General features: G+C 48.4%; 16 protein-coding genes. 3 read left to right on the top strand and 13 right to left on the bottom strand.

Features of this window, described 5'->3' with window-relative positions; all coding sequences use genetic code 11:
* Nucleotides 1-76 precede the first annotated feature (76 nt).
* The 10 genes from HMPREF1647_RS05540 to HMPREF1647_RS05495 all read right to left on the bottom strand — a co-directional run bounded on the left by HMPREF1647_RS05540 (nucleotide 77) and on the right by HMPREF1647_RS05495 (nucleotide 10,353).
* The gene (locus HMPREF1647_RS05540; RefSeq protein WP_035432857.1) at nucleotides 77-565 is read right to left on the bottom strand and encodes an Asp23/Gls24 family envelope stress response protein; all 489 of its coding nucleotides are present in this window, start codon (nucleotides 563-565) and stop codon (nucleotides 77-79) included.
* Nucleotides 566-578: 13 nt separating this feature from the next.
* Nucleotides 579-821, bottom strand: a complete 243-nt coding sequence (locus tag HMPREF1647_RS05535; protein WP_052039158.1) for a DUF2273 domain-containing protein — start codon at nucleotides 819-821, stop codon at nucleotides 579-581.
* Nucleotides 814-1,509, bottom strand: a complete 696-nt coding sequence (amaP, locus tag HMPREF1647_RS05530) for an alkaline shock response membrane anchor protein AmaP (protein ID WP_052039157.1) — start codon at nucleotides 1,507-1,509, stop codon at nucleotides 814-816. Before amaP ends, HMPREF1647_RS05535 begins: the two co-directional genes overlap by 8 nt.
* A gap of 123 nt (nucleotides 1,510-1,632) precedes the next feature.
* The gene (locus tag HMPREF1647_RS05525; protein WP_035432855.1) at nucleotides 1,633-2,253 is read right to left on the bottom strand and encodes a DUF47 domain-containing protein; all 621 of its coding nucleotides are present in this window, start codon (nucleotides 2,251-2,253) and stop codon (nucleotides 1,633-1,635) included.
* A 58-nt stretch (nucleotides 2,254-2,311) separates the two neighbouring features.
* On the bottom strand, nucleotides 2,312-3,361 hold the full coding sequence (locus tag HMPREF1647_RS05520; RefSeq protein ID WP_035432852.1) for an inorganic phosphate transporter: 1,050 nt from the start codon (nucleotides 3,359-3,361) through the stop codon (nucleotides 2,312-2,314).
* 221 nt (nucleotides 3,362-3,582) lie between these two features.
* Nucleotides 3,583-4,281: a 5'-methylthioadenosine/adenosylhomocysteine nucleosidase gene (locus HMPREF1647_RS05515; protein WP_035432850.1), complete on the bottom strand. Its 699-nt coding sequence runs from the start codon at nucleotides 4,279-4,281 to the stop codon at nucleotides 3,583-3,585.
* Nucleotide 4,282: 1 nt separating this feature from the next.
* Nucleotides 4,283-5,065 (bottom strand): mechanosensitive ion channel family protein, encoded by a 783-nt coding sequence (locus tag HMPREF1647_RS05510; RefSeq protein WP_035432848.1) that lies wholly within the window; start codon nucleotides 5,063-5,065, stop codon nucleotides 4,283-4,285.
* A gap of 2 nt (nucleotides 5,066-5,067) precedes the next feature.
* Nucleotides 5,068-7,506 (bottom strand): ATP-dependent helicase, encoded by a 2,439-nt coding sequence (locus HMPREF1647_RS05505; RefSeq protein ID WP_035432847.1) that lies wholly within the window; start codon nucleotides 7,504-7,506, stop codon nucleotides 5,068-5,070.
* Between the two features lie 189 nt (nucleotides 7,507-7,695).
* On the bottom strand, nucleotides 7,696-9,198 hold the full coding sequence (locus HMPREF1647_RS05500) for an InlB B-repeat-containing protein (protein WP_035432846.1): 1,503 nt from the start codon (nucleotides 9,196-9,198) through the stop codon (nucleotides 7,696-7,698).
* 222 nt (nucleotides 9,199-9,420) lie between these two features.
* Entirely contained in the window at nucleotides 9,421-10,353 is a 933-nt protein-coding gene (locus tag HMPREF1647_RS05495) for an undecaprenyl-diphosphate phosphatase (RefSeq protein ID WP_081933330.1), read from the bottom strand.
* 341 nt (nucleotides 10,354-10,694) lie between these two features.
* On the opposite strand from HMPREF1647_RS05495, the gene HMPREF1647_RS05490 reads away from it, so the two are divergent.
* Complete coding sequence (locus HMPREF1647_RS05490; protein WP_262363819.1) at nucleotides 10,695-11,720, top strand: coiled-coil domain-containing protein; 1,026 nt, start codon at nucleotides 10,695-10,697, stop codon at nucleotides 11,718-11,720.
* 147 nt (nucleotides 11,721-11,867) lie between these two features.
* Here the strand turns inward: HMPREF1647_RS05490 and HMPREF1647_RS05485 are convergent, their stop codons facing one another.
* Complete coding sequence (locus HMPREF1647_RS05485; protein ID WP_035432885.1) at nucleotides 11,868-12,833, bottom strand: DMT family transporter; 966 nt, start codon at nucleotides 12,831-12,833, stop codon at nucleotides 11,868-11,870.
* A gap of 225 nt (nucleotides 12,834-13,058) precedes the next feature.
* Between HMPREF1647_RS05485 and HMPREF1647_RS05480 the strand changes: the two genes are divergently transcribed.
* On the top strand, nucleotides 13,059-16,016 hold the full coding sequence (locus HMPREF1647_RS05480; protein ID WP_035432845.1) for an insulinase family protein: 2,958 nt from the start codon (nucleotides 13,059-13,061) through the stop codon (nucleotides 16,014-16,016).
* Nucleotides 16,017-16,139: 123 nt separating this feature from the next.
* Here HMPREF1647_RS05480 and HMPREF1647_RS05475 read toward each other — a convergent pair whose 3' ends face one another.
* Together HMPREF1647_RS05475 and HMPREF1647_RS05470 are read right to left on the bottom strand one after the other, a co-directional pair.
* A complete protein-coding gene (locus HMPREF1647_RS05475; RefSeq protein WP_035432843.1) occupies nucleotides 16,140-19,532 on the bottom strand; it encodes an ABC transporter ATP-binding protein/permease in 3,393 nt (1,130 codons plus the stop codon).
* A 47-nt stretch (nucleotides 19,533-19,579) separates the two neighbouring features.
* Nucleotides 19,580-20,101 carry a hypothetical protein gene (locus tag HMPREF1647_RS05470; protein ID WP_035432841.1) on the bottom strand — a complete coding sequence of 174 codons (522 nt, stop codon included), beginning with the start codon at nucleotides 20,099-20,101 and terminating at the stop codon, nucleotides 19,580-19,582.
* A gap of 143 nt (nucleotides 20,102-20,244) precedes the next feature.
* Here HMPREF1647_RS05470 and HMPREF1647_RS05465 point away from each other — a divergent pair, with 143 nt between their 5' ends.
* Nucleotides 20,245-21,690, top strand: a complete 1,446-nt coding sequence (locus tag HMPREF1647_RS05465) for a Sapep family Mn(2+)-dependent dipeptidase (protein WP_035432840.1) — start codon at nucleotides 20,245-20,247, stop codon at nucleotides 21,688-21,690.
* Nucleotides 21,691-21,866 lie beyond the last annotated feature (176 nt).

Here is a 21,866-nt window from a genome sequence, read left to right as displayed (position 1 = left end):
CGCTTAGGGAGCTTGTAGTGACAAAACAATAAAACAATTACTATAAAAGCGTAAAACAGTGCAACTTTAGCGTACTTTACTCTTCTTTGTCTAGCTGTTCAGGCTCTTCTGGACGATGTTTTAGGCGATCGTATTCTTCTTCGGTCAAAACATCTTCAATTCGTAGGTTAACACCAGAAACTTCAAGGCCTGTCATACCGGTGATTTTCTCGACAACTGTATGTTTAACGTCTTCAAAAATCTGAGGCGCATAAGAACCATATTTAATAAGTACAGAAACGGTAACATTTAGCGAGCTATCAGGCAGCACCTCTACAGTGACACCTTTAGCCGTATCAGATGCACCAAGTACATCCTGAACTCTGTTAAGCCAGTTTCCACGAGCGCCCACCACGTTGGTGACGTCACGTAAAGCCAACGAGACGATCTTCTCGACAACTCCACCAGAGAAGGTAAGAGAGTCTGTATCCTCAAGATCTGCATCGGAAGGAACATCTGTTGTTTCTTCTGCAGGAACAATTTCTTCAGAGGTGGTCTCTTGCGAATTAGTAAGCTCTTCTGCCACAGCTCTCTCCTATCTAGTTTCTATCCGTAAATAAGGAACGAATCTTTGCCAAAATGGTTGCCTTTCCGTCAAAAATCTGACCGATGGCAACTCCAACCAACACAAACAATGCAACAACTAGCATTTTAAAAAGGCCAAACGTAAACAAAAAAATTGCAAACAAGAGGCCTAAAAATCCGCCAATAATGGCACCTGGATGGTCAACGACGTATTTTTTGCACTTCTCCTGCATCTTCTGAAAGAAGCTATTATCCATTGTCTGTGACCTCCTTTGCATCTGGCTCTGAAATACTCAATCGAATGTCTTTACCAGTCTGCTGAGCAGCGGCTTGAGTGGAAGGTTGCTCGTAAGATTGCTCTTCTACAGTCTCTGGTTCTGGCACAACCTCTTTTGACTGAGACAAAGACGCGCCTTCTTCATCTTTTGGCGAGAAGGAACTTGGCTTGATAAAAGAAAGATTAATGCTAGAAACGCAAGGTCCGCACACAATGGCAAGACCAGACTGAAGAGCGTTATAGAACTCAGAGCCCTTTGCGGTGACATCAACAGGCTCTTTGGGGAGAATATCAATCTGTACGGCTACAGAATTGTTCTTAGAAATCTGCACGTTAACACGGTGTGCAAGGCAAGTTCCATCTTCTTCAATAATATGGGCTGCCTGAGAAGAAATGGCATCTTTAGTGACGGAGATTGTTCCGCCTTCAACTGTTGCAACCGTGAGCTTTACCGTTTTTCTAATGAATAGAGCTCTGAACAACACCACAACAAGACCAAAGATGCTAATAGCCGCACAAGCGTTAAGAGCAATAAGGTAGGGCTTGTTAAACAAGAGATTAGTTGCCTGATGTGTCCAAGGACCAAACCACGTTAAAGCAAGGGCTAAAAACACAAAAGCACTTGCAAAAACATAGAGTATGTAGCAAAAACGCTTGAAGCCGCTCATGGCACCTCCACTTTCTTTTATATAAACAGTTTAACCCCAATACCGGACAAAAAGAGAATATAAAAACTGCCTCCCGGCGGAAGGCAGTTTTTAGTCTGTATATACCGTTAGCAGAAAATGAACTTAAGCGTTTTTCATAACGACGGAGCGAACAACTCCCGCCGCGTCGTCACAGGAATCCAGAACAGTCTCCATGCGGTCAAAAATACGAAGCCAAGCAACGGTGTGGCGACCAGGCATTTCATCACGGAACAAGCGAGAGAGTGCGTTGTGGTAAATAAGGTCTCCCTCGTCCTCAACATGTCCAACTGCAATAGCCTTCTCCATAACGGTAGGATCTTTCTTGTAATCACTCAAAACACTCAGCATCTCCCGGACCGTCTTGCATGCGCGAAGGGTAAGTTCAGCAAGCTGCATAGCCTCTTTACGAGTGTCGTCAACGTTAAAGAGATCAAGGCGCTCCGCAACAGAATTCATTCCGTCAACGATGTCATCAAGACGAAGCGCCAAGTCAGAGATGTCCTCACGCTCAAATGGTGTGACAAAGGAAGCGTAAAGCTCCTTCATAATGTGCTGGACCTTCTCGTCACACTCACGCTCGTAAACCTTCATCTGAGGAATACGTGCAGCAGTCTCGGGAAAGCCTTCCATAATGACCACATACTCTTCAGCGGTTTCTACAATTTTGTCGCCAAACTCGCGGAACATGGTGTAGAAGACGTCCTCTTTTGGCTTACCTAGCATGAATCCTCCAATAAAGTTGAGTGGTTCAATAGAACTCGTAAAAGACAGTTATACGTACTTAGAAAATCATCAGGAACAGTTTTGCAAAAAGAAAACCAATAAGTCCGCAGCCAGGGAAAGTAAACACCCATGCTGCTACCATTTCTTTTGCAACACCCCAGTTAACTGAACGAATATTTTTTGCAGCACCCGCGCCCATCATGGCGGTCATTTTTGTATGAGTTGTTGAAACAGGAAGACCAGTCAGTGTGGAAAGCAGCAAAGATGCAGATGCCGAGAAAGACGCAGCAAAGCCCTGATAACGCTCAAGCTTTACCATTTCCATTCCGACTTTTTTAATAATCTTTCTTCCGCCAATTGCAGTGCCGATAGACATAAGAGCAGCACACAGTACCTGCAACCAGAGCGGGAATACATCTGCACCAGCAGCTCCATGACCTGCTGAAAGTGCAATTGCAAGCATAGCAATGGACATGAACTTCTGACCATCCTGTGCACCATGCATAGCAGCAACAAATGCTGAGCCAACAACTTGCAAATGGCCAAACATCTCATCAGCGCGTTGTCGATCAACGTTTACACAAAACTTGTTAATTGCTTTAACAATAATCCAACCAGCGGCAAAACCTAATGTGGTTGAGAAGAGCAGACCAATTAAAACCTTGCTCCACTCGCCCCAGTTAACTGCACCAAAATCACCATGAATAGCAAGTGCTGCACCGGTGAGACCTGCAATAAGGGCGTGTGACTCAGAAGTTGGAATACCTAAAGCCCAAGCTCCTACTGCCCAAGTAACAATACCAACACAGCCTGCGGCAAGAGCAACAAGAGCCTCATGGTTATTACTACCAAAGTCAACCATACCCAAAATTGTGTCTGCAACTGCAGTTGAAATGAGGCACATAGCCACCAAACCAACAAAGTTGCATACAACACTCATGATAATTGCATGGTTAACTTTAATTGAACGAGTTCCAACAGCCTCTGCAATAGCATTAGCCGCGTCGGTTGCACCATTTACAAAGATGCATCCAAAAACAAGGACAATGACGAGGGCCAAAAACGGATTGGCAACCATCATCTCAAAAAAGTGTCCGAGGGTTATCATTCGGTACCTTTCAAACCACTTTCATAACGGGACAATGATAATCGATATATCGTTCAATTATGTTTAAAAACATTCGAATAGCTAAATCAGCGCAAGTTGTTTCTTACGCCTCGATATCCCTCTTATGCAAATTACAAGCTGGCCCAGAAGAACTACCCAGTTGTCCTAGAAGAGTTGCCCAGGTAACCCAGAAGAGTTACTCAGAAATGCGCGCCTAATTACTAGGCAAGCTTTTTGATAATAGCTGCAGTAATTCTGGCAGAGCGCTCAGAAGCCTCGCGCTCAAACGTTAGATAATCAACGCTTGAAGTAGTGCCGGGCTTATCGGACATAAGCCTAATCACCACAAACGGTGTGTGGTTAAGCCAAGCAACCTGAGCAATTGAGGCGCCCTCCATCTCGCAACAGTCAGCACCAAACGTTGTGTAGATGTGGTCTGCTAACTCTGATGAACTTACAAACTGATCTCCTGAAGCAACGCGGCCAGAAATAACCTGCAGTTGAGGAGCTACTTCTTTGGCTGATGCAAGTGCGCGCTCAATAAGACTCTCATCTGCTGTAAACGAGAAAACTGGAAGACCTGGAATTTGACCAGCGGCAAAATTGAGAGGACCAACGTTCATATCGTGTTGAACTAAATCTGAGGAGATAACAATATCCCCAACCTGTAGCTCAGGGTTTAAAAGCCCTGCAATACCAGTATTAATAACATGTGTTACTGCAAACGTATCAATCAGGATCTGCGTGCATGCTGCAGCATTGACCTTGCCAATTCCCGACTGTACAACAACAACAGAAACATCTCCCAAAAGGCCTTCAACAAACTGCATACGGGCCTGATCATACGTGCGCTCAACGGTCATCTGCGCTTTTAGTAGCGCAACCTCTGGTTCCATGGCTCCGATAATTCCAATTTTCATATTAAGCTCCTACTCCTGCAAGCCAACTAGAACCAGCCAGGGCTCTTACAATTTTGTCTCGTACACTCATTTCGTTTGCATCGTCTTTGATGTGAACATGAATGATTACCTTGATGCCTGTCTCAGCAATGCTTGATGCTTCAACCTCAATAGGAAGTGTTCTATCAAGCTGAGGTGCAACTACCTCTTGAACAATTTCTGTTATTTCTTGCGTTACCGCATTCAAATCAACGGTTGGTTTAAGCACTATATTAATGGGCACCTCTGTCATATCCCACCTGGTACGATGCGCAAGTGCTGTTTTATTAAGTACTGAATTAGGAATGATGTCTACCCTACCTCCACGAGCACGAACTATGGTAGAGCGCCAATTCATATCAATAACCTCACCGGAGATAGTTCCAATGCTTACCTGATCTCCCGGCTTAACCACACCTACCAACATAAGGCCTAAGCCGCCTACCAGGTTAGAAATGGTATCCTGGAGACCAAAAGACAAGGCGATGGAGGTAACTCCCAAAGCGGTCACAAACGCCGTTGGCTGAATGCCAAAAACAGGCTGCAATACCGCGAGAATAGCAAACGCCCAGATGATTCCTCGGATTATGTTGACAAAGATAGATGCCGACGGCAGTTTAGATGAATCCAAAGCCTTTCTTGAGAGCTTTATTGCAAAATGCTCAATCAAAAACGCAATGAAGAATACAACTACAAAGGTAACTACCCTAAAAATAAAATCTTGTGGAGTGAGGCCCAAAATTAAGCCGTCATGCATCAACACCATGGCTATCCCTCAATTTTGACTATCGGAGCAAAGCCCTTCATGAGCTTCTTTGTCTTATTAGTGCGTGTAAACTTGACCTCAATAGTATCGCCCTGAACTGCTAAAACAACACCTGGACCAAAGGTCTTGTGAGACACCTGATCTCCCACAGCAAAGCTTGTAGAAGCGCGGGCTGGGTCCTTTTGAATAGGAGCTGGACGTGGAGCTGGGGCGCCACCGCTAGAGCGCGTACGAGAACCAAAAACGTTTCCACCATAGACTTCTGAACCACGGCCAGAGCCAAAGGTGCCATGACGGTCTCCGCGCTTGGCCCAGCCAACACCGGAAAATCCTGCGGAGCCAACACCAATAGCTTTAACGTGCTCCTGAGGAATCTCCCCCACAAAACGCGATACGGGATTAGCCTGAACAGAGCCATAGGTTCTTCTGGTAGACGCATACGTCAAATACAAGCGTTTACGCGCACGCGTAATAGCAACATAGGCCAGCCTGCGCTCTTCTTCTAGCTGAGCTGCCTCTGCCTCGTAATTTGCATGAGGGAAGATACCCTCCTCCATGCCAGCAACAAATACTGCTGGGAACTCCAGACCCTTTGCAGCGTGAATGGTCATAAGTGTTACCGCAGAGGTAGAGCCATCCAAACTGTCAAGGTCAGAACGAAGTGCCAACCATTCCATAAATGCCGGGAGCTTCTCTGCAGCAACCTGTGGATGTAGAGCTTCTTCCTGAGGTGCAGAGTCTGGCTCAGCAGCAACACCAGCAAGCGTGCCGGTAGCAGCATCAAAACCAGCCTCACTCAGCGAAGCAGCATCTTGTGCGTCAAGCGCTCCTGCTTCCCTTAGTTGTTGCAAGCTCTCAAGTGTTTCTTCAACATCGTCGTGAGACTCGTCAAACTCTGCCGCAACGCCAAAGAACTCTCGAATGTTCTCGATACGTCCATCAGCCTCAATGGTATGCTCAGCCTCAAGTGCACGAATAAGACCTGAGCGGTCAATAATTGCCTCAACTACCTCATCAAGCTCGCCGTCAATATGACGGCCGTGCTCAATAGCTGACGTAAACTCTACCAGCGCATTTCTCACCTTTGCGGTAAGAAGGCTCTCCTCCATCACACATGCTTCACATGCCGAGAAGAACGACAGGCCGTTATACAGTGCATACGTCTGAATCTTCTGAATGCTTGTTGCACCAATACCGCGACGAGGCGTGTTGATAACGCGCAGCGCGGCCATATCATCATCAGGGTTTACAACAACCTTAAGGTAGGCCATAACGTCTCTGATCTCTGCACGATCAAAGAATCGAGTGCCGCCCACAATCTTGTAAGGAACACCGGCTCTCAGCAGCATATCTTCAAGAATACGAGACTGCGCATTAGTACGATAAAACACGGCAATATTGTCGTATGACGTGCCCTTATCGTGCAGTTTTTCTATCTCAGAGCCAATCCATGCGCCCTCATCACGCTCATCGGATGCCTGATACACCTGGATCTTCTCACCATCTCCTTCATCGGTGAAGAGGCGCTTTGGCTTGCGATGAGAGTTGTGCGCAACAACTGCATTGGCAGCGGCCAAAATATGGCCCGTTGAGCGGTAGTTTTGCTCTAGCTTAACTACAACTGCTTCCTCGTAGTCTTTCTCGAACGCCAAGATGTTTTTGATGTCTGCTCCGCGCCACGAATAAATTGACTGGTCATCATCGCCAACAACCATAAGATTGCGATACTTGGATGCCAAAAGCTTGGTAATTGCGTACTGGACGCCGTTGGTATCCTGATACTCGTCAACGTTGATGTAGCGGAAACGCTCCTGGTATTTGGCAAGCACGTCAGGATACTTAGAGAGCAGCTCAAACGCCTTAACCAGAAGGTCATCAAAGTCCATGGCATTGGCTTTATCCAAACGAGTCTGAAGCGCACGATACACGCGGGCTACCACGTGATCCATAGGACTTGCTGCTTGTGTCTCTACATCATCGGGATACAAAAGGGCGTTTTTAGCAGCAGAAATCTTAGAACGAATGGAGTTGAGCGGGAACTGACGGACATCAATATCCAAATCAGACAGAATAGTCTTTACCAGGCGTTTTGAATCATCATCGTCGTAGATAGCAAAATTGGGGCCATAACCAAGACGCTCACCATCTTCTCTAAGCAGACGGACACACATAGCGTGGAACGTGCAAACCCACATACCGCGAATATTGTTAGGCAGCAGTGCTTCAAGACGCTCACGCATCTCTGCTGCGGCCTTGTTTGTAAACGTAATGGCCAGAATCTGCCAAGGACGAACGCCTTCATCGGCAATCATGTGCGCAATTCTAAACGTCAGAACACGCGTCTTTCCCGAACCAGCTCCTGCAAGAACCAGCAAGGGTCCTTGAGTTGTCATAACTGCCTGGTGCTGGGCAGGATTTAAACCTTCAAGATCAATCTGCATTACGCCATCCTTGTGTCAATCATTCTTAGAGTAAAAGTGTACCCCGATAACCGGACATTAATTGCGCTCGTTTCTGTTGCCTCCACAATAAAAAACCGGCCCCCAAAAGAGAGCCGGTTTATCTGCATCAATGCTGCTAGTGAACTTCTACACGTATGGCGAGAAGATCTTCTAGACCAAACGCCTGCCTTAGTTCATGGAGTTTGCCTGACGGCTCTTTGCACGAGCAACAACTGCCAGAGCAATCACACCACCTGCAACACATGCCATAACGATGGCGCTAAGTGTGAGGTTCTCATCACCAGTGTATGGAAGTGCAGGGCCGCCATAGTATGGGATAGCTGCTGGATTTGGAGCGCTTGGGAAGCTTGGGGCAAGAGGACCACCAGGGATACCTGGAGTGCTTGGGGTGCTAGGGTTTTCTGGAGTAGCAGGATTTTCTGGAGTAGCAGGGTTTTCTGGAGTTACAGGAGCAACTGGCTCTGGCTCCCACTCTGCAACAAGAACAACCTTAGGAGTGGTGGTGGTAAGGGTTACCTGGTCTCCTGCCTGATAGGTGATGCCATCAAGCTTCCAGCCCTTGAAGACGTAGCCATCGCGAGTTGGAACGGTAGCAGAGACAGTCTCGTTCTTAGGATCAGTGAGAGAGTCAGCAGTGTTGCTATCAATACCAAAGTAACCGTTCTGTGCTGCAGGAGCACCAGTACCGCCGTTTGCATCGTAGCTGAGCTCATACTCCTGGTTCCAAACAGCAGTCAGAGTATAAGGGCTTCTCATGTTAAAGACAGTAGTCTCAGAAACATAGCGTTTATCGCCAGCTGGGTTGTTGTTTGCATCTGCAGGAACAGCAGAAGCACCAACATAGCGGAAGTGGTTATCAACGTAAGAACGCTTCCAGAACTCAAACTTGTAACCATCGCGGACTGGCTGGTCTTCAATGATGTTGTACTCAGCAAAACCATAGGTACGAGGGTTATTTGGAGTCTTGGACTCTGTATAAGTTGCGTTGCCGTAGATGGTGCCGCCATTTGCGTCGTAAATGAGCTGGTTAACTGCGGATGGCGTAGGTGTTGGAGTTGGAGTTGGGGTGGTCTCTGCAGGAATAACGTGGATGTGATAGCCAACCCACATAAGGTGGGTTGTGTTGCCGCCAACGTTAGCAGGATCAGAGGAATCTCCCTGCATAGTAACAAGGAAGAATGCCGTAACAGGCTGATTAGCAGGGGTTACCTTACGACCGGTAAACTCAAAATAGAACTGACCACCGTTGTTAGTTACGGTATTGCTGTTTCCGTAGAAAGCATAGGTGAAGTCATAATCAGTAGCAGGGAGCTCAGGATAAGCACCTGCGGTGACCAGCGTAGTGGTTACGCCAAAAGGAGCAAAACCAGGACGGGTGGTGGTGTAGTGGGAATACGCACCAGTATCTCTAATGGTCTGACCAACGCGAACAACAATCTCGCCATACTGACCAGGAACAGGAGTCTGGTGGCCAGAACGCTGAGGGTTGTCTGTAAGAACCCTAGATGTATCGGCATTACCGTCAGCCGAGAAAACAGAAACCTTTACACCTGGTGTAGATGTATCAATAGGATCTGCAAATGCAAGTTTTGGTGCAGAAACTGCAAGAATTGCAACAAACGCAAGTGCAAGTGCACACGCAATTCTCTGAAGCGTCTTGATGTGGCGCATAAAACCTCCTGGAACTATTACAAGTAATTACGTACTCTTACGGCCAAAATTCAGCTGTAAGAGCATATAGGACAAGGCAATTCTTAGTAAATGAGCCCAGAGCGATTACATATATCTTTCATAGGTTTTCCACGTATTTTCCATATGTTTTGGCATAAAAAAGCGCGGCGAGAAACTCACCGCGCTTGAACGCATATGTTGTATCGCTTGTCAGTCAGAAACTTACTTAACAAGCAGGAAGTATGCGATAACTGCAATGCCCAGAATAATGCGGTACACGCCAAAAGGCTTGAAATCATGCTTGCGGACATAGCCCATAAGCGCACGGACCATAACAAGCGAAACAATAAACGCCACTAAACAACCAACACCCAAAATAATTGCCTCAGGAGCAGTGAAGGTGTTGCCCTTCATAAAGTAGCGCACAAGCCTCAAAGCAGAAGCGCCGGCCATAGTAGGAATTGCCAGGAAGAACGTAAACTCAGCAGCTACAGCCCTTGAACAACCAAGTGCTAAGCCGCCAAGAATGGTTGCTCCAGATCTTGAAGTGCCTGGAACAATTGCAAGAACCTGGAACACACCAATACCAAGTGCGGTCTTCCAGTCAAGGTTGTCAATGTCTTGCACGCGGGCCAGGTTGTCGGCTGAGGGGGCCTTCAGGGATGCGGCGGCGTCTGGGCGCATGTGTTTACCACGAGGTGCTTCAACCTTTACCGTTGCAGCGACCTTCTCGCGATGTAGCTCAAGCACAATAAAGATGATGCCGTAGAAAATAAGGGTTGCGGCAATAACAAAAGGGCTTCCAAGATGCTCTTCGATGAAGTCGTTGAGCGGTAGACCAATTGCTGCTGCAGGAACGCAGCTAACCACCACTTTTGCCCAGAGTTTCCAGGTAGAGCGCTTCTCGTCCTTAGATTTCTTTGGCGAGAAGGGATTGAGCTTGTGGAAAAAACCCACACATACTGCAAGAATTGCGCCAAGCTGAATAACAACGAGGAACATATTCCAGAAGTCTTCAGAAACATTGAGTGGTAAGAACTGATTGAGTAGCAGCATATGGCCTGTTGATGAGATAGGTAGCCACTCGGTAATACCTTCAACTACGCCAAATAACGCTGATTTAAGCGCTTCAATCCACAAAATTGCCGACTCCACTAAAACCTCCTTGGGGACTGATTACGAACCTATTGTACGCAATCCGTTCGCCCTTTCTTTTTCTACCGTTCACGGTTTTACCTAACGACTTTACTACTTTAAAAGTGCCTTGTTTTCTGCAAAGTTGGCATTTGGAGCCAAAAACAAGTAGAATTGACACCCTCGCACGAGCGGAGAAAAGCGATTATGCGTATTTTGGAGGTCAAGTGTTATCTGACCTCGCGCTTGAAGCCAGTAATGAGCGGACGGCACAACATGCGTACTAATCGGAAGCCCCAATCGCGGAGGTCGATTTGAACAAATATATGCGTCACAGACGCTTACCTTCATGCTCTACCCTTATGACAGCACTTCTTGTAGCAGTGCTTGTTGCTAATACCTTTTTGTTTGGCGTCTCAAGAGCTCAGGCAGAGACTCTTGAAGAGCTCCAGGCCAAGGTAGAAAAGACCAATTCTGATTACGATGCTGCTAACCAGCGCGTAGCTGAGCTGCAAAAACAGATTGCAGACAATGAGGCTCGTATTGCAGAGATTGAGCAGCAGCTCCCAGAGCAGCGCCTAAAAGCTGCAGAGTCTATTAGGGCTATGTATCGCATGCAGCAGGGCTCTATGGGAATTATTGATCTGCTTTTGTCGGCAGATAACTTTAATGATCTGATTGCTGTTGTTCAGTATCTTGAGATTATCCAGAACAAAAATTCAGATGCTATCAACCACCTGGTTGACCTTAGCAAAGAGCTTTCTGAGACTCAGTCATCTTTAAATGCACAGATGGCAGAAGCAGAAGAGCAGAAGAAGGCTGCTGAGGATGCTATGAATGCAGCAATTGCAACACGAGAGCAGTTGCAGGCAGAGCAAGCTGCGCAGGCAGCAGCAGAAGCAGCAGCTGCAGAAGAGGCGCTGAAACAAGCCTCTACTGAGACTACTTTTACCAACGCTTCTGGTAACACCACAGAAGTCACTACCCCATCAACCCCTTCAGCTCAAAATGTTGACTGGTCAAGCGATAAGACCAACTTTGTAAGCAGCTGGGGCGCTCGAATTGATGCGTATCTTGCTGGTTCCCCTCTTGCTGGCTACGGCTCAACCTTTGCCGAGGCTGCATGGGCTTACGGCGTTGACCCGCGTCTCTCGCCTGCTATCTCTGCAGTTGAAAGTACAAAGGGTAGATATAACTTCCTCCCCTATAACGCATGGGGCTGGGGATCTTCAAGCTGGGGCAGCTGGGAAGAGGCTATCTGGGATCACACAGCTGGTCTTGCTGCTGGCTATGGCGGAAGGCTTTCTGTTTCTGGCGCTGCAAAGTACAACCCAGCAAATCCAAACGGCTGGTACTCGGCAGTTCTTACGCAGATGGAGCTCATCTAAGCTTCTGGTCACATAACCTTTAGAGAACGTAAAACCCCGCAGTTTACCTGCGGGGTTTTTGTTGTCGGGTGCGGAGGTGATTGTGGGTTGAGTTGAGCTTGGAGTGGACGGGTTTCTCGCCAGATGGCGGTCGGCGCGAGCGTACGGCTACGCGGTGAGCACGACCATGGCGAGGATGAGGGCAAAGCCGATGAGGTCGGCAACGCTAAAGGAAATTCCTAGCACCAGTACGGTGGTGATGGTTGCCATAACGGGCTCGATAGTACCCAGAAGAACCGCCCTAAGTGAGCCTGCGTCCTTAACGCCCTGCAGGTAAAGGCCGTACGCCAAGAATGTTCCCACCAGCACGCCAATGACTACCAGCAAAACACCAAAGGCGTCCAGCTGAGGCATGTGATTCCAAGGTTGATAAAACACGGCAATGAGCGTGCCAGAGAACAAAAACGCAAGGCCGTTTACGGTAAAGCTTCCCCACTTCTCCATCAAAGGCTTGGGCAAAATGGAGAGGGCTGCCTGAGCAAACGCACACATAACGCCCCAGAAAATACCTGATGTTGGCAGGTTAAGCGTGCCGGGATTTCCTCCTGTTACCAAAAGATATGTGCCAATAAGTGCCAAAACAATGCCAAGAATCTCGCGACGGCGAGGCCAGCGCCTACCAACCACGCACACAAAGGCCAAAACGCCCAACATGCCTAACGACTGCATAATGGTTGCAGTTCCAGAATTAGTGGCATTAACTGCATAAATGTAAGCAACTTGCGAGAATAAGATGGCAAACAAACTAACTACAAAAATCTTTGCCAACTCTTTTGGCTTTCTAATGACAGTTGTAAGATTTTTTCTATCCAACGCAAAGGCAGTACCCAAGAATAACCAGCAGGCACAAAGCTCGCGAATATCAATCAGCCACATGGGATCAACATGATAGGTATCTAGCAGGTATTTTGCGGCGGTTCCAAATGCGCCCCAGGAAGCTCCGCCAATCAAGACAAACAGCATTCCTCGATAGATTTTCTTCTTATTATCAGGGGTTATTTCTGCGTCGTCGCTACCAAGTGCTTCCTCTTCCGCAAAGGCCTCTACAACGTCTGTGGCTTTAGAAGACTCCACCGTGCTCTCATTAGAAATGAAATCATTCATCTGGGTATAAATCTTTCATTACAAAATACGGATACAAGTGTCACTTTTTCTCTGACGCGGTAGTATCACAATAACAAAAATCCACCTTACCCTGCTCCGCGCAGAGCCTTAGGTCTCTAAACGGCCCCGTTAAGGCAAGATGGTCTCAAAAACGGCATTAATGCTCACGTAAGTTTTCGTATAGATTGGCAGCTTATGACGTCTAAGTATTCGCAGATGGACAGTGCATTTTCTGTTGGCACGCTTCACGCAGAGGACAAAAGCTTTGAGGTAATCTCGGCTGAGTGGGTTAACGAGATTTCTGGCTATGCGTACATCTTTAAGCACATTCCCACAGGTGCCCGCCTTATGTGGTTTGCCTGCGATGATGATAACCGCTCGTTTGCCATTGCTTTTAAGACACCTCCTGTAGACCACACGGGCGTCTTCCACATTCTGGAGCACTCAGTTCTCTGTGGTTCTGATGCCTATCCTGTTAAGGAGCCGTTTGTTAACCTGCTCAAGACCTCTATGCAGACATTCTTGAACGCAATGACTTACCCTGACAAGACCGTTTACCCTGTGGCCAGCACTAACGTAGCTGACTTGGAAAACCTCATGAGCGTGTACCTGGACGCTGTCTTGCATCCTGCAATCTATAAGCGCAAGCGCATCTTTGAGCAGGAAGGCTGGCACTTAGAAGCTGACGAGCAGGGCAATCTTAGCTACAACGGCGTTGTCTTCAACGAGATGAAGGGTGCTCTCTCTGACCCAGATCGCGTGCTCTACGATTCTGTTAGCGAGGCCCTCTTCCCTGATACCGCCTACGGCAAAGAGTCTGGCGGCAAGCCTCGCGCAATCCCTGAGCTCACCTACGAGAACTTCCTGGACACCCACGCTCGCCACTACGACCTCTCTAACAGCTACACCTTCCTCTACGGCGACCTTGATTGCGAGCGTGAGCTCTCCTTTATTGCCCAGAGGTTTGCAGCTGCCGAGAAACGCGATGCAGGTGCCCCTAATCCGCTTAACCTGCAGGCACCCGTGTTGCCCGAGCCTTGCCAGGTCCACATGAACACCACAGCCGACAACTCCAGCGTTGGCCTGGGTTACGTGCTTGGAACGCCTGATCAGCGCAACAAGATGATGGCAGCAGATATCTTGTTTGACACCCTCATGGGCTCCAATGAATCCCCGCTCAAGCGTGCAATTCTTGACGCAGAGCTGGGCGATGACTTTAGCTACTATCTCTCCGATGACCTTGCACAGCCAATGCTCTTCTTGCAGCTCAAGGGTCTCAGAGAAGGAGCAGCTCAAAAGTTCCGTGAGCTGGTAGAGACTACCTGCAAAAAGATTGCTTCCGAAGGCATTGATCCAAAGAAGCTCAATGCTTCCATTGCACTTGCAGAGTTTAACCTACGCGAAAATGATCAGCCGTACTCAAACGGTATTGAGTACACGCTGCGTTCGCTTTCAAGCTGGCTCTATGACGACGCACGTCCTCTGGATTACATCCGCTACGAGGATGCCATCGCCTACGTCAAAGAACTTGCAGCTCAAAAGGGCTTTGAGAAGTTGCTGCTGGAGCTCATCTGCAACAGCAAGCACGCAGCTCAGGTTGAGCTTGTCCCTACAGACGAGGGAGAGGCTCAGGAAGAAGCCGCTGAACTGGCACAACTTCGCTCCACGCTCACTGATGAGGACGTCGAGAAGATCCGCGTAGAGGTAGAGGCACTGCGTCTGGAGCAAGAAACACCTGACGCTCCAGAAGACTTAGCCAAGCTGCCGTCCCTCTCGCTCAGTGATATCGGTGCAGGTAGAGAGCGTCCTGCTGGCTTTGAGGTTGAAGCTCCCCTATCGTGCATTGCGCACGAGCTGGATACTCACGGCATCGACTACGTCTACCATTACTTTGATTTGACCAGCGCAGTTACCTTTGAAGAGCTGCCACTTGTGGGCATTCTTACTGAGGCGCTGGGAAAGCTTGATACGGCTACACATACCGCATCCGAGCTTGATATTCTTATTGAGAGCAACCTTGGTCACCTCTCGTTCTTCACAGATATCTACGACCAAGACACCCTTAACCAGGCACGTCCCGCCTTTATTGTTGCTGCAAGCGCCCTTGCCGAGAAAACCCAGGGGCTTGCAAGCATTCCTTCTGAGGTCTGGTCCAGCACGTGTTTTGACGACTTGGGTCGCCTCAAGAACATCTTGATTCAGCGACGTATTGCACAGGAGCAGTACTTTGTAGGTGCGGGCCATACCGCTGCACAAAATAAGGCTTTGAACTCCTATTCTGCTGCTAGCCGCGTAAACGATGCGCTGGCAGGCGTTGGATTCTACGAGTACCTAAAGAACCTGCTTGCCAACTGGGATGAGCGCGCTCCTCAGCTTGCAAAAGACCTGGATGCACTTACTTGCAAGATTTTCCGTGCAGACAACGTTACCGTCAGCTTTACCGGCTCCACTCAGAGCCGCGAGGCATTCTGGCAAGTAGCTGGAGATCTTAACCTCAAGAAGGGCAATGAATCGCAGGTAGACAGTGCAACGCAGACACTTGTTGTTCCTGAAGGCAAGCTGCAGCGCGTGGCCTACCTCATTCCGTCAAACGTTTCTTATGTTGGTCTCTCCTATCCAAACGTTGCTCACGCAACTCATGAACAGCAGGGTAACTGGCTTGTTGCAACCAGGGTTCTGGGTCTTGATTACCTGTGGAACGAGGTTCGCGTTAAGGGCGGAGCTTATGGCGTCATGTTCAGAAACTCTATTGCTGGCCTGCAGAGCTTTGTCTCCTACCGAGACCCTGCGCTTGATGCAACCCTTGACCGCTATGTTGGTGCAGGTAGCTGGCTCTCTGAGTGGACTCCAGACGCTGACGAGTTTGAGGGCTACGTAGTTGCCTCTGTTGCAGGCGTTGACGCTCCTGTTCCCGCTCGCATGCTTGCTCGCAGGCAAGACATTGAGTACTTCAACCACCGTGACCCAGAGCGTTTGCGTAAACTTCGCGAGAAAATCCTTCACGCCCAGGTAGAAGACATCAAGGCACTGGGAAGCACTATGCCTCAAAGCTATGATGACCTCTCGATTGTTGTCTTTGGCGCAAAGGATGCCATTGAAGCCTCCAAGCTTGGTCTTGAGGTTGTCGACCTCTTTGGCGGTCAGGAGAACTAGGTCTGGTATCTGCAACAACAACGCAAAAGCCCTGTCATGCGTGCGTATGACAGGGCTTTTCTTGTGAGGTAATGCACGAAGCCAGACGTTCTTCTCGCCAGACAGCGCGACCAGCCAGGCGCCTTACTCGCTTCTCAGTGCCTGAACTGGATCGGATTTAGCTGCTCTACCTGCTGGAATAAGACCTGCAAGAAGCGTCAGGACAACACTAATCAAAATCAAAATTAGTGCTCCGTTTATCGGCAAGATCACCAAATTGTCCACGTTAAACATGGCTTTGACCACAGCATTTGCAGGCAAAATGAGTAGTTGCGTAATGCCAATGCCCATAACACCAGAGATAAGGCCTTCAATAAACGTCTCTGCATTGAATACGTTGGCAATATCTCGCCTAGAAGCACCAATAGAGCGCAGAATACCAATCTCCTTTTTACGTTCAAGAACCGAGATGAACGTAATGATTCCAATCATAATGCTGGAAACAACAAGCGAAATAGATACAAACGCAATCAGCATCGCCGAGATCATATCAACAATCAGCGTGACAGAACTCATCAACGCACCAACAATGTCGGTATACGTAACTACCTTAGACTCTTCACCTGCAGCCTTTGCATCAGCGTTGTACGTATTAAGAATTTCAACAATCTTCTCTTTGCTTGCAAAGTCTTTAGGATAAATATTGATTGACGTGGGCTTATTAAGGTCCGCATATCCCATCTTAGAAAGATTTGACTCATACGTTGCCGGCGTTGCTCTAAGCATTGACGCGGCAATAGCTGCTAGCTGCGATGGGTCAGCATTGAGCTTAAAGGCACTAGCGAGCGTTGCTTGATCTATGTGCATAGCATTGGACATATTTGCCGCAATACCCTGCATAGCTGTATTGAGAGCGCCTGCAATCTGATTTTGCATCCTAGAAGCAACCTGCGTCATCACGCTGGTTAACGCAGACTGCACGTAAGCACTCATAGCGCGCGTAATAGCTGCAGAAAGAGCACTTGCAATCTGTGATTGATAAGCACTCATAAGCCTCTGAGAAACCTCAGCCTGGACGCTTGGAAGGTCTGGATTGGTTCCCAGCTTATTTGCCAGAGCACTAACCAGCTGTTGCTGCAGGTCATCGGTATCAACCGCAGAAGAAACGGTAGTCACAATCTGCGTGCGAACCTGATCTGTTGCAAGATAGTCGGCCATGGTCTTGCCAGGATTAGCAGCACTCCAAGAGTTCCATCCCAGAGCAATAGTGCCCATGAGCGAAGAAATAGCAGCTTGTCCTCCTGGTTTGAAATTAACGGTAATGCCAGAAAGAATCTGCTGAATGTCTGCTGCAGAAAGCTCTGGGAAAGCCGCCGCCAGCGCAGCTGGATCAAGCGAAGACGTAACAGAAGACAGTACATTGCTGTCAGACAGATTAAGCTGCGACGTATCAAAAGGTGGTAGCTGCACGTCAGAAAGGTCAAGCGAGGACATATCCAGCCCAGACAGATTAATTGACGAGAAGTTCAGTGCCTGTGGATTAAAGTTAAACGCCGAAGAAAGCACGTTAGAATCAACGGAAATGAGAGAGCTGATAGAAAGTCCCTCTGAAGTCTGACCGTTCTTCTCGTCCTCAAAGGTTTTACCAGTGAAAACGTCAACGTCCGGGCGATTCATCTGATCCTGAACAATAGGAGATGCCTCTGCATCAGAAATCATCTTCTGAGTTAGTTGTGGCGTGTAGTAAATGCCCTCAGAAAGCGCTCCTGTGGTAGTTGGGTCTTTTGCCTGAACAACACCAACAATATGCAGGTCGGGTGCATTAGCAATGAGGTCATTCATGTATGACTGATCGTCGGATTTGTCTGTCCAGACACCAAGATTTCCGTCCCATACATAGCGCTGATAAGGCATAACCAGCTTAAAGGTTGGAGACATCAGCTGGTCGTAGGTGTATGTATTATGAGACTCTTCGATAGTGCCAGATTCTCCACTTGCAATTTTATCAACGGTAGAGCGCAGGCCAGCGTAATCACGCAGGCCAAGCGTATACTCCAAAAAGTCATCCATAGTGCCGTTTGGACGCAGTACCAGAACAGCCTCATTCCAAGCAGTAGGCCATCTGCCAGCACGAACCGTATAACGGTCCTCGTAAATGGAAGGATTTCCTGGAAGCTCACTAAACAGCGTAGTGCTTGCAAATGAAGCAAGCGGACTATATGACGGAATCTTAGGCGACACCTTAGAGAAGGTAACATCTGGCTGCACCTGAACAGGATCAGAAGAGCCAGAGTCCGCGCCTGCTGGCAGGTAGATGAAAGGACTTACGGAATAGCCATACGTAATAGCACTGGCATACGTGTTAATGCCGCCACCATTATTGTCGAGAAACGCCTTCAGGCTGGTCAGATCATTGGATCCGATACTTTCTGCCTGCATCCCTAACCTATTATTGGTAGGAATGGCACCTTCAGCGGGCTGATTTTCTAGCTTTGCAGCTTCTGCGTTTTTCTGGTTTTGCGTCATCTCGCTTTGTGCATCTTGCGTTTGAGAATCAGCCGAGTCAGAACTGCTACCACTTCCAGAAATAAAGGAAGAAATATTAACGGACTGTTCAGAGATGGTGAGTGGATACATTGAAAGCGTATCCTCCTCAACCTTTTTGATGTAACCGTTTGCACCATTTGCCAGCGCCAGAATTGCTGCAATACCAATAATGCCAATTGAGCCCGCAAATGCGGTCATGAGCGTGCGACCCTTTTTGGTCATGAGGTTATTAAACGAGAGACCCAGTGCAGTCAGAAGCGACATAGAGGTCTTGCGAGAAGGCTTGGCTTCTCGACGAGCAACGCTTGCAACATCAAATGGATCTGAATCAGCAGTTACCTGACCATCTGCCAGTTCAACAATACGCGTTGCATACTGATGAGCCAGCTCAGGATTATGCGTAACCATGATAACTAAACGGTCCTTGGCCACCTCTTTGAGCAAATCCATAACCTGTACGGATGTTGAAGAGTCAAGTGCTCCTGTTGGCTCATCTGCCAGCAAAATCTCTGGATCATTTACCAGCGCACGAGCAATAGCCACGCGCTGCATCTGTCCGCCAGAAAGCTGATTTGGGCGCTTATTTGCGTGCGCTTTAAGGCCAACCTTATCAAGGGCTTCAAGCGCACGTTCATGACTTTCTGACTTAGAAACGCCAGAAAGTGTCAATGCAAGCTCAACGTTACTTACCACGCTTTGATGAGGAATAAGGTTATAGGCCTGGAATACAAAACCAATGCGGTTGTTTCTATAGGTATCCCAGTCTCGCTCTTTGAACTTCTTGGTAGAAATACCATCTACCAGCAAATCTCCTGAGTCAAAGCGATCAAGACCACCAATGACATTGAGCATAGTAGTCTTACCCGAGCCCGAAGGACCAAGGATTGCTACAAACTCGTTATCCCTAAACGCAACGGAAATATGGTCCATTGCAGTTTGTTCAAATCCACCAGTGTTGTAACGCTTTGAAATACCTTTAAGCTCAAGCACGCGTTGCTTCTTTCTTGTTGGACTGTATGGAGCGCGGGACTTTCCTGTTAGTTGGCTGCGTCTTCGTTAGCTGTATCTGTATCAGCTACACCGTTCTTCTCGACAGCAGCTTTCTGAGCAGCTGCATCTTCTGCAAATGGGTCAGTGGTAACGTCTTCAATAACCTTCTGCTGAGCCCAGCTCAAGCCATAGAGCAGGCCAAAGAGTGCCCAGAACCATGGTGCATAGAGCATGACAACCATAAGGATGGCAAAAAGTCCTCGGAGAAGAACCCAAGGGAGCACCACAATCAGGAAGAAAAAGAATGGCAGCACAAAAAGGATTCCAGCAAGCGTGCGCAGCACAACTGCCACTGTCTTAGTTACTGAGAAGCCGGTATTGCGTGCTATAAGCAGGCCCACCAGGCCAGCAATGCCAAAATACAGCATGATTGGTGCAACAATGTAGGAATAGAACAGTGGCGTGGAAGTGTCTTGAGGCAGTGTTTGTCTCAGAACCATCAAAACAATTCCCAAAACCGTCAAAACGCCAAGAAATGATGCGTTTCCAATAAAAGTCTTTTTCGTCATAGTTAACTCCTTTGATAAGGGGTATTAAGTATAGTGTAACTAGTACCTTGTTCCCGACCTTGTCTATTTCATACGCGGGATGTGGCTAAAACCGCTGCTCTCCATATGTTCCAAGGTCAAACGTTTGAATTAGAGGAGTTTTCATGACTGATGCAGAACTCAAAGCAAGCGCCGAGGCGTTTGTCAACGAGCACTGGGAAGAGATTATTGAGGATATCCGCTACCTCGTGCAGGTAGAGTCCGTTGAGGATCTGTCTCTAGCAGAGCCTGGCAAGCCTTGGGGTCCAAAGTCTTATGAGGCACTGCGCCGCGGCCTTGAGATTGCAGAGCGCCTGGGCCTTGAGACCACAGACGTAGACGGCTACCTGGGCTTTGGTGACCTTCCTGGTGAGTCCGAAAAGTACCTTGCTACCATCGCTCACTCCGACATTGTTCCTCTGGGTAAGGGTTGGACGGTAGACCCACTTGACGTTACCCGTCGCGAGGGCTTTATTCTGGGTCGCGGCGTTCTGGATGACAAGGGTCCTCTGGCACTCTCACTCTGGGCAGCACACTACTTTGTAGAGCAGGTAAAAAAGACTGGTAAGAAGCTTCCTTACACCTTGCGAGCCATTGTTGGCAACAACGAAGAGACCGGCATGGGCGACGTCCCTTACTACCTCTCCAAGTATCCAGAGCCAGCATTCTGCTTCACTCCTGATGCTGAGTTCCCTCTTATTTGCGGCGAGAAGGGCGTGTACCACGCACAGTTCACCTCTCCAAAGATTGCTGGTGCAAACGGCGAGAAGATCGTTGAGCTTGACGGTGGTACCGTACCTAACGCTATTCCAGGTCTTGCAAGCGCACTTGTCCGCGCTGACGCATCTACCTTGGCTGATACTGATTCCATCAAGGTTGAGGACGCAGGTGTTGAAGATGATGGCACTAAGCTTGCTCGCATTAACGCAACAGGTAAGGGTGGACACGCTTCCATGCCTGAAGGAACTGTCAACGCAATTGGCCTGCTTGTAACTTACCTGCTTGATAACAACCTCTGTGGAGAAGAAGAGCGCGGCTTCTTGACCTTCTCGAAGCAGCTTTGCTCAACTACTGATGGTACTGGTACGGGCATCCAGAGTGCTGACGACAAGTTTGGTCCTCTGACCTGCATCTCTGGTACTATCCGCACCAAGGGCGATGTCTACGTACAGACCGTTGACTCTCGCTATCCTACTTCCACCACTGGCGAGGCTATCACTAAGCGCATGACTGAGCTTGGCGAGGATCACGGCTGTACCTTTGAGGTTCTCTCCGATGCTGTACCTTTCTACATTGACCCAAGCTCCCCTGAGATTACTACCCTGCTTGATACCTTCCATGAGTACACCGGCAGCGATGAGCAGGCGTTTGTTATTGGTGGCGGCACCTATGCACGTCACTTTAAGCGCGCAGTTGCCTTTGGTCCTTATGACAGCAAGGCCGCAAAAGACCTGCCAGAGTGGGTTGGTATGGAGCACGGTCCTGACGAGGGAATCTCTGAGGAGTGGCTCAAGCGTGCTCTTAAGATCTACATTGTCAGCATTGCTCGCCTGATGCAGCTTGACCTGTAAAACTACAAGCACAGAAATGTAAGAATAAAGCCTCTGTATTCCATTCGATTTGACTGCCTCCCATTTCTTGGACATAAGCAATGGGAGGCAGTTCATATGCGGGTGATTATGATTCTGCAGCGTGTTAGCGTCGGCTTTTAGGCCTGGCCACAAAATAGCGCAGCTTTGGTAGGTTC

Source organism: Lancefieldella parvula DNF00906, assembly GCF_000758945.1.
Lineage (GTDB): Bacteria > Actinomycetota > Coriobacteriia > Coriobacteriales > Atopobiaceae > Lancefieldella > Lancefieldella parvula_C.
The sequence above is the reverse complement of the archived record's forward strand: the minus strand, read 5'-3'. Positions and strand labels throughout refer to the sequence as shown.